The sequence below is a fragment of the Luteibacter sp. P4_D7_3 genome (genome assembly GCF_056401735.1).
Window position 1 is genome coordinate 1 of the sequence record NZ_JBFUIT010000137.1, and the last position, 9,704, is coordinate 9,704.

Annotated in this window: 5 protein-coding genes; 4 read left to right on the forward strand and 1 reads right to left on the reverse strand. The window is 62.5% G+C overall.

The window, feature by feature from the left end:
* Window positions 1-176: 176 nt before the first annotated feature.
* On the reverse strand, window positions 177-2,588 hold the full coding sequence (locus tag AC1DSN_RS12920) for a glycosyl hydrolase family 95 catalytic domain-containing protein (protein ID WP_477331017.1): 2,412 nt from the start codon (window positions 2,586-2,588) through the stop codon (window positions 177-179).
* 283 nt (window positions 2,589-2,871) lie between these two features.
* Here AC1DSN_RS12920 and AC1DSN_RS12925 point away from each other — a divergent pair, with 283 nt between their 5' ends.
* From AC1DSN_RS12925 to AC1DSN_RS12940, 4 genes are all read left to right on the forward strand, one after another.
* Window positions 2,872-5,778: a TonB-dependent receptor gene (locus AC1DSN_RS12925; RefSeq protein ID WP_477331019.1), complete on the forward strand. Its 2,907-nt coding sequence runs from the start codon at window positions 2,872-2,874 to the stop codon at window positions 5,776-5,778.
* Window positions 5,778-7,619 carry a beta-galactosidase gene (locus tag AC1DSN_RS12930; protein ID WP_477331021.1) on the forward strand — a complete coding sequence of 614 codons (1,842 nt, stop codon included), beginning with the start codon at window positions 5,778-5,780 and terminating at the stop codon, window positions 7,617-7,619. Before AC1DSN_RS12925 ends, AC1DSN_RS12930 begins: the two co-directional genes overlap by 1 nt.
* A gap of 44 nt (window positions 7,620-7,663) precedes the next feature.
* On the forward strand, window positions 7,664-8,854 hold the full coding sequence (locus AC1DSN_RS12935; RefSeq protein WP_231873831.1) for a glycoside hydrolase family 27 protein: 1,191 nt from the start codon (window positions 7,664-7,666) through the stop codon (window positions 8,852-8,854).
* Between the two features lie 133 nt (window positions 8,855-8,987).
* Window positions 8,988-9,704, forward strand: a 717-nt coding sequence (locus AC1DSN_RS12940; RefSeq protein ID WP_477331023.1) for a serine hydrolase domain-containing protein, incomplete at its 3' end; no start/stop codon positions are given.

Sequence of the window (9,704 nt, forward strand, 5' to 3'; positions counted from 1 at the left end):
GGGCCACCGTCTGTCATCGATTCGGCGTCTGGTGCGCTGCGACTATTGGTCCGTATCACTACGTCGCTGACTGAGCGAGAGGTGTTCCGGTATGACACTGCCAAGGCGCGTGCTGGAAGAGCGCCACGAGGCAGGGATCATGGAGGCGGCGCGGCGACTCAGGGCATTCCTGAGGACTACTCCGGAGCGATAGTGACCGACGTGCCGGGGCGAAGCGCGATGGCCTTGGTCCAGGCACCCCACTTCAAGCGCGTCTCTCCGCCGCCGACGCTTCGCACGGTGACGGATGTGAGCTTTCCTTTACGCCAGGACAGGTCGACATGGAATCCACCACGCGCACCGATACCCGTCACGCTGCCTGACGCCGCCCATGCCTTGGGCAAGGCCGGCAACAGCTCGATCAATCCGGGCCGCGATGACAACAGCATCTCCAGCATCGCGGTGGGCGTGCCGAAGTTGGCGTCGATCTGAAAGGCGTCGGTATCCGCATCCATGTTGTACATGTCGAAGAAATTCTGCGCTGTACCATTGCTGTGATTCTTCGAGGGCAGCAGATTGGTGAGCAGGAGCCCATAGGCCTTGTCAGCGTCGCCGAGGCGCGCCCAGCAAATCGCACGCCACGCGCAGGCCCAACCATAGCCACCCGTGCCTCGGGCCTCGAGGAGCCTGGTAACCCCCTCGATCAGTCCGGGCGGGCTGCTGTCGGCTCGAAGGCGGTCGCCAGGAAAGAAGCCGACCAGCGGAGAAAGATGCCGATGCGTCGTCTCGCCGAGGTTATCCGGTGTCATCCATTCTTCCAGCCAGCCGGTCTTGCTGCTGACCTGTGGCAAATAGAGCCGCGCCTGCAGCTGGGCGATCGACGTGGCATAACCAGGGTCCTTGCCCAACAGCGAGCTTGCCTGGCGGTAGTTCTCGAACAGATCCCAAACCCATTCCTGGGAATACGTGTTGCCCTTCGCGTCGGTCGGTCCATGCTCGGGCGACCAGTCCGCGTCGTCGATCAGGACATCGCGTGCGAGGCCTGTCGCCGGGTCCTTCACGCTTACGTTGATCAGCCGCGCTTCCCAGAACTTGCAGGCGCCCTTGAGTAGCGGATAGATGCGCGCAAGGTAGGCGCGATCCGGGTTGTATTGATAGTGCTGCCACAGGTTGTTACACAGCCACGCATTCCCGGCCGGGTGCCACCGCCAACCCCCGCCACCGTAGATATTGGTCGAAATGCACACCGTCCAGCCGGCGATCTTTCCGGAGCTATTGCGGTACGCGTTGCGCGGATCGTTGAAGTGTACGTGTGTGAGGTTTGTCCAGGCCTCGACCTGGCTGAGGCAATACCTGGTGAATGCATCGAAGCACGAAGGCAGCCCGGCGCGATCGGGCAGCCAGTAGTTCATCTGGATATTGATGTCGTTGTGATAGTCGGCCATCCAGGGTGGCGCGTTGTCGCTGATCCAGAGACCTTGCAGCCCGGTTGGCAAGCTGTCCCGCGAGCCGGCGATCGTCAGGTAGCGTCCGAACTGCAGATAGGACGCTTCCAGTTCCGGATCGGCAGGCGAGCCCGCGGCGGCCCGAGCCTGGAGGCGTGTCCAGGTGTCCATGTCGCGCTGTGCGTCCGTCGATGCACCGAGGTCGACCCTCATCGTATCGAACAGGGAACGATAGTCCGCTACGTGAGTATGCAGTAGCGTGGCTGAGGTCTGTGTGGCTGCGGCTTTCGTTTTCTTTATCGAAAGCGCCAATGGATCGAGCGAAGCATCCATGTAGTTCGATGCCAAATCCGGTGCGTAGTTGGTGCCGCCACAAAACAGGACCGTAAGCGCGCTGCAGTTCGCGAAGTGAAGTCCCTTTGCGTCTTCTCTTACGGTACCTGAAGCCGCGACAGCCACGACGTTCGCCGCGTACTTGAGGCCGTTCTCCAGCACGCCGTCGAAGTGGCTACCGGCCGGCGGGTTCTCGCCGTGCGTGCCATGCAACGCCACCGAACCACTAAAGAGACCGCCGCCGGCCTGAGTCAGATGGACGACGATGACGTCATCCGGGTGGCTGGCGAAGACGTCGCACGTATAGGCGATGCCGTCTTTTCGATACGAAACGCGCAGGGTTCCCTGGCCAAGATCCAGCTCGCGCCGGTAGTCGGTGATATGCGCGGCCTCGTGCCCTTCCACGGACAGATACAGTTTGGCGAGCATCGCCAGGCTGCCGAAGTGTTCGGTGGAATAGTCGGGCTGGCCATCGTCACCCAGCACCACCTCACGCTTGCCCAGCCACATCGTGGCGTCCGTGAGATAGAGGAAGGTCGAGGCGGGGTCGCCGCCGACCAGCGCACCAAGACGTCCGTTGCCGATCGGCAGTCCTTCGCGCAGCAGGTTCGACTCCGGTGCCGGCGTGTTGTACCAGAGGGTGTGCCTTGCGGTTGCCGCCGGTATAGCGCCAACGGGGCGTTCCGCGGGGCCGCCTTCAGCGAACCTGGGCAGCCCGAGCCATGGCAGCATGGCCGCCACGGCGCCTGTCAGCTTCAGGAACCGACGCCGGTCCATCAGGTCGGAATGCGCTTCGCCCAAGGTCGTCTGCTGGTCTTCGTTACTCATCATCGAGCTATCCGCTGCCCCAGGGAAAATTCATTTGTCGTACAAAATAAACCTAGACCGGCTCATGCGACTTGTCATGCTGCGCCGCAGCTTGTTGCCGGGGGAAAGCTAGGTAATATTATTAAATACTACAAATAAACGGTGGCAGTTGGCCGCTCTGTCAGGGGTTGGGGAGACAGGGATAGCGAGGCTTCAAGGCGTCGTTGTGGGTAACGGTGCAGGCGGGCTTCGGGCGGCAAGCTGTGTGTGCACATTGGGGTAGTCCACAGAGTGGGGGAGGGTAGCCATGCAGCTAACGAAATTGGCGGTCGCCGTGCGGCGATCGCTTGTGGCAACGGGTGTCGCCTGGATGGTGGGTTACGGCGCACCAGGGTACGCGCAGACAGCGCCGGCACCGGCACCGGCGCCGGGAACGGCTCAGGCCGAAGCGCAGTCGGCGACGACGCCCGATCAGGCTACCAAGCCCGCGAAGGGCAAGACCGACGATAAGAAGGTGACCGAACTGGAAGGGGTGGCGGTCACCGGCCAGCTGGCGGCGCTCCAGCGCGCGCAGGCGATCAAGCAGGATTCCGTCAACGTCGTCGACTCCATTTCAGCGGAAGAGGCAGGCAAGTTCCCCGACCCGAACGTGGCCGACGCGCTCCAGCGCGTACCGGGCGTGTCGGTGAACCGCAGTGGCGGTGAGTCCAGCCAGATTGCGGTGCGCGGCTTCGGTCCCGAATTCGTCGCCGTCACCATCAATGGCCGGCCGATGGCCACCGCCTCCGGCTCGCGTGCCTTCAACTTCGATGTACTGCCGTCGGAAATCATCAGCGTCGCCCAGGTCAACAAGACTTCCTCAGCCGATATCTCCGAAGTCGACATCGGCGGCGTGGTGGACATCCAGACCGCGCGGCCGCTGGATTTCAATGGCTACCATGGGGCGTGGAGCGGGGCGGGCATCAACAGCAACCTGACCGGCGACTGGAAGGGTAAGACCACGCCGAAGGCCTCTGGCCTGTTCGGCTGGACTAACAAGGATCACACCTTCGGCTGGATGGCTTCGGCGACCTACTACAAGCGGAAGGACACCCAGCTCAATACGCAGGCCAATTCCTGGTATGCCAACCAGGACATCTACACCGTTCCTGGCGCGGCCAAGCCCACCTATACGAACGTGGCGGTCCCGGAAACCCTGGCAAGCAACGTGTTGGACGAGACACGCACCCGCAAGGGCTTCAGCGGCGCCATGGACTGGAAGCCGATCGACCAGCTCACGGTCGCGTTCGACACCATGTATTCGAGCTACAAGGTCGACCCGATCGAGCATGAGTTCGGTCAGTACGGCAACACCTCCGATATCCAGTCGCTGACGACCGACGCCAACGGCACCGCGCTGAGCTATGTGCGTAACAGCTCGGGCCCGAACGTCATGGCGAACGACTATGTCGCGTCGTATACGCCCAGCTACGAAAAGAGCTACCAGAACGGCCTGAATCTCGGCTTCGACATCGACGATTCGACCAAGCTCAGTCTTGACGTGGCCAGCTCCAAGGCCTGGAACAAGCAGAGCGCCGACGGCTATTTCCTCGTGGTCGGCGCGAAGAACTTCGGCACCAATCCAACCTGGACCAACAACGGCGACAACCAGCCGCCGACCTCCTCGAACGTCCTCTCGTCCACCAACATGGACAACCTCGCGGCACATTGCTGCAACGCAGGTTCGGGCAACAACGTCACCAACAAGGTCGACAATTACCAGTTCAAGCTGGACAAGGCCTTCAACGACGGCGTGCTGAATCGGCTCGAGGCTGGCGTCCAGTACACCAACGAATGGGTGAAGTCGGTCAGCTTCGGCACGCCGAACGGCATCCTTTGTAACGCCTATTGCGGTTATTCCATTCCCGTTCCGCCGGACGCCATCGGTGCGTACGTGTTCAATGCACCGCCGAAAATCAAGGGAGTCTCGTCCCCGGGCCAGCCATCGCAGTGGATTCAGTACGATCCGCGTGCTTACCTGAGCTGGCTTGCCTCGCCGGCCGCGTATAACCAGCTCCCCGACGACAAGCGCGCCGCGCTGCTTGCCGGTCTGGCCGCCAACGGCGGCACCCTGGACGCCATTCCCAACCCCGGCAGCTACAACGACGTAGGCGAGAAGGAGAAGTCATTCTTCACCAAGGCTGTCTTCGGTGGGGACGTCTGGAACATGCCCTGGGCGATCGACGTCGGCGTGCGCTATCTCAACATCGTTTCGACGTCCACCGCAGTCAACCAGCCGCCGATCGCGTACTACGTGGATCCGAACGACACCAGCAACGGCCAGGTGACCTACGGCCCGTTGGCATCGCAGTCGGCGAAGGGCGGCTATCACAAGTGGCTGCCGTCGATGAACCTGAAGTTGAACGTGCTGGACAATCTGATCTACCGCTTCTCGCTGTCCAAGACACTGACGCCGCCGGCACTCAGCAATCTGTACTACAACAAGAGCTTCGGCACGCGCCCGAACTCGTTGACCATCTCGCAGGGCAATCCGGATCTCCAGCCGTACACCTCGCGTAACTACGACATGGGCCTTGAGTGGTACATCGACGATGCCAGCTATATCGCCGTGGAAGGGTTCTACAAGAAGGTCAGCAACTTCAGCACGCTGGTGAGCACGCCGGTGCCGTTCCTCACGAACGCGAACACCGGACAGCCGTTCATCTGGTCGCTCACGCAGCCGATCAACCTCAACTCGTCGAATATCTACGGCGAAGAGGTCACCTTCAACTACCAGTTCACGCATCTGTTGCCCGAACCCTTCAACGGCCTGGGCATGGCGCTTAACTACACGCACGTGAAGAGCAGCACGGCGCTCAGCCCGGGCGTCATCGCGGCATCGGGCAAGTTCGCCGTGCCGGGTATCGGTGACTCGGCCAATGCGAGCCTGTACTACGAAAAGGGTCCCGTGCAGGTGCGCGCGGCGTACAACTGGCGCGGTAAGTACCTGGAGAGCCTCGCCTATGGCTCGGGTGCCCAGCCGGCCACGCGCAGTGCCTACGGGCAGTTGGACCTGAGCGCGAGCTATGCGTTGAACAAGCACGTGTCGGTCTTCGTCTCAGGCACCAACCTGACGCACGAGCACCTCTACGACTACTCCGTGTACAAAAATCGCTTCCTGTACGCCGAAGCGGACGGCACCATTTACACGGTAGGCCTGCGAGGCACGTTCTGATGCTGCCATTGAAGGTTGTGGCATCCGTCGTCCTGGGTGTCCTGTCTTGCGCCATGGCCGCCGCGGCACCCGCCGCGGCGGGCCAGCCGATGACCATCGACAAGGGCCATTTTGTCCTCGACGGCAAGCCGTTCCGCATCGTTTCCGGTGAGATGCACTACGCCCGTGTCCCGCGCGAATACTGGCGGGATCGCCTGAAGATGGCCAAGGCGATGGGCCTGAACACCATCACGACGTACGTGTTCTGGAACGCCCACGAAGCGACCCCCGGCCACTACGACTTCAGTGGGCAGAACGACGTCGCCGAGTTCGTCCGTGAGGCGAAGGAGGAGGGCCTGTACGTGATCCTGCGTCCAGGTCCCTATGTCTGTTCCGAATGGGAGTTCGGTGGGTTGCCCTCCTGGTTGCTGAAGGAGCCCGACGTCAAGGTACGCAGCACCGACCCGAAGTTCATGCAGCCGGCCCAGCGCTGGTTGCATCGGTTGGGGCAGGAGCTGGCACCGCTGCAGTTGAGTCGCGGTGGCAACATCATCGCGGTACAGGTCGAGAACGAGTACGGCAGCTTCGGTACGGATACCGCCTACATGGAGCAGATCCGTCACGGCATCGTCGACGGCGGGTTCAATGCGTCGCTGCTCACCACCTCCGACAGCGCGGAACAGCCCGGCTCGTTGCCCGGCGTCGTGCAGGTCATCAACTTCGGCGTGGGCCACGCCCCGCAGAAGTTTGAAAAGTTGCACACCTGGCAGCCCGGTGGCCCGTACATGGTCGGCGAGTACTGGATCGGTTGGTTCGACCACTGGGGTGCACCGCACCACGTTGCCCCGGCAAAGAAGGTGGCCRACGAACTGTCATGGATGCTCAAGCAGGGCTACTCGGTCAACTTCTACATGTTCCACGGCGGTACCTCGTTCGGCTGGATGAACGGCGCCAACTGGGACGACAACAGCTACCAGCCGGATGTCACCAGCTACGACTACGACAGTCCCCTCGATGAGAGCGGGCGTCCCACCCCGAAGTACCTGGCTGCGCGCGAGGTGATCGCCAGGGAAACCGGCGTGGCCTTGCCACCCGTGCCTGCCACACCGGGGACGCAGGCGATCGGCGGCATTCGACTGGGTGAGTCGGCATCGTTGTGGGACAACCTGCCAGCACCGGTGCCCTCGGCCGAGCCTAGAACCATGGAGTCGATGGATCAGGCCTATGGCGACATCCTCTATCGCAAACACATCGACGTCGACGCGTCCGGCGAATTGCACATCGACACCCTGCACGACTATGCGCAGATCTACATCAACGGCAAGCGGATCGGCACGCTCGATCGCCGGCTGAAGCAGGACAGCCTGAAGGTTGCCTTGCACAAGGGCGACACGCTGGACCTGCTCGTTCAGAACGACGGGCGCATCAACTTCGGCGAGAAAATGCTGAACGAGCGCAAGGGCATCCTGGGTGGCGTCACCCTCAACGGCCAGCCGCTGCGTGACTGGCAGAACTACTCGCTGCCGTTCGCCAACAGCGCCTCGCTGTCTTACACCTCGGCGGCGTGCAAGCATGCGCCGTGCTTCTATCGCGCGACGTTCGACGCGCCTGCCTCTGGCAATGCCGACGCGGACACGTTCCTGGACACGGCGGGGCTGGGCAAGGGCTTCGTCTGGCTCAACGGCCATGCGCTGGGGCGTACCTGGAGCATCGGCCCACAACGCACCCTCTACGTACCGGGTGTGTGGCTCAAGCCACATGGTAACCAGCTCGTCGTGCTCGACCTTCTCGTGGAAGGTGCACCCGTGCTCAGCACGCGCAAGCAACCCATCCTTGGCACGTCCACGGTGGGCATGCCATGACCCATTCCCTTCTCCCGACACGAGGCGTATCGATGAGCGATTCCATGACGAACATTCTGCGAGGCGCGGTTCTCAGTGCACTGGTCTGCGCCGCTGGCATCGCCGCCGCGCCGGTGAAGGCCGACGAGACGGCGTCCGTCCTGCCGCAGATGGGCTTCAACAACTGGAACTCCACGCATTGCCGCGCCGAGTTTGACGAAGGAATGATCCGCGGCGTCGCCGACAAGTTCATCAGCCTCGGGCTGCGTGATGCCGGCTACACGTATGTCAACGTGGACGACTGCTGGGCCAACTGGCAGCGCGACAAGGACGGCCATCTGCAGCCCAACCCGAAGCGTTTCCCGAGCGGCATCGCGGCACTCGCCGACTATATCCATGAGCGTGGCCTCAAGTTCGGCCTGTATTCCAGCGCGGGCGTTTCGACCTGCGAGCCCCTGGAGGAGAACCGCGGTTTCCCGGGCGGCCTTGGCCACGAGAAGGACGACGCGAAGACCTTCGCCTCATGGCACGTGGATTACCTCAAGTACGACAACTGCAACAACCAGAAGGTGGACGCGCACAAGCGTTACACCGACATGGCCGAGGCCCTGCGCGGCAGCGGCCGGCAGATCTTCTTCAGCATGTGCGAGTGGGGCGAGAACAAACCCTGGCTCTGGGCGGGCAAGGACCCCGTGGACGCGAGCTCCTGGCGCACCACCGGCGACATCAGCGACAACTACCCCTCGATGCTGAAGATCTTCAAGCAGAACGTGGTACTCGATCGCTACGCGCACCTCGGCCACTGGAACGACCCGGACATGCTCGAAGTGGGTAACGGCGGCATGACGGATGTCGAATACCGCAGTCACTTCAGCCTGTGGTCGATCATGGCCTCGCCGCTGCTGATCGGCACCGACCTGCGCACCGTGAAGCCCGAGGCGCTGCAGATCCTGCTCAACAAGGACGTCATCGCCATCGACCAGGATCCGCTCGGCGTACAGGGCAAGCAGGTGCGTGATGCCGGCGGCATCCATGTCATCGTCAAACCGCTGAAGGATGGCGGCCGCGCAGTGGCGGTGTTCAACGAAGCCGATACCGCGAAGGACGTCGCCGTCGCCGCGACCGAGATTGGCCTGAAGGCCGGCGGCAGCCACACCGTGCGCGACCTATGGGCACACACGGACACGAAGGGCGATGGCTCGATCAAGACCAGGCTGGAGCCGCATGCGACCGTGATGTATCGCATCAGCCAGTAACCGGGTGGCATCGATCGGGCGACAACGCCCGGTCGATGTCCCTGATGTCTTCCGGCGTGGCTCGGGTTGACCTTTCGGATTTGATGGTTGAACCTGCCGCCACCCAGCAGGGAGAGACCTCATGAGCCCCAGCATGAATCGCCGCTCATTCCTGGCGCATGCGGCAGCCGGCATCGCCGTGGGTGCCATCGGCATGAACGGGCGTGTCGAAAGCCTTCCCGCCACGCGCGCTACCTCGGGAACGGCCGGTACGCTGATCGACGCCGAGCGTGCCGCCATCCTCGAAGCCATGCGCACCGAAGGCATCGAGGGGACTTCTGTCTGCCTCATCGAGAGTGGGAAGGTGGCCTGGGTCGAAGGTTTCGGGACGACCGGCGGTCATGCGGCGGTCGCCGTCGATGAACAGACGATTTTCAGTATCCAATCCACCTCGAAGAACTTCACTGCAGTGGGAGTGCTCCTCGCGGCGCAGGATGGGTTGCTCGACCTCGATGCACCGATCTCCCGCTATTTGCCCGGATTCAAAGTCAACAGCCGTTTCGAGTCGAACCCGCAGGACCGCATTACGCTACGCCTTCTGCTCAGCCATCGAGCGGGCTTTACGCACGAAGCCCCCGTCGGCAACAACTACGAGCCCGGCACGGCAGGCTTCACCGCCCATGTGCGAAGCATCTCCGATACCTGGCTGCGTTACCCGGTGGGGGAGCGCTACCGCTACTCCAACCTCGGTTTCGATCTTGCCGGATTCATCCTCCAGGAGAAGACGGGGGTACCGTATGCCGAGTGGCTTCGCCGGAAGCTGTTCGAGCCGTTGGGCATGCACGACAGCACGGCCGATGCCGCCGTGTAT

What these genes read in the sequence shown, in the direction of transcription:
- AC1DSN_RS12920 (WP_477331017.1), bottom strand. Translation starts at nt 2,588, where the DNA reads ATGATGAGTAACGAAGACCAGCAGACGACCTTGGGCGAAGCGCATTCC.
- AC1DSN_RS12925 (WP_477331019.1), top strand. Translation starts at nt 2,872, where the DNA reads ATGCAGCTAACGAAATTGGCGGTCGCCGTGCGGCGATCGCTTGTGGCA.
- AC1DSN_RS12935 (WP_231873831.1), top strand. Translation starts at nt 7,664, where the DNA reads ATGACGAACATTCTGCGAGGCGCGGTTCTCAGTGCACTGGTCTGCGCC.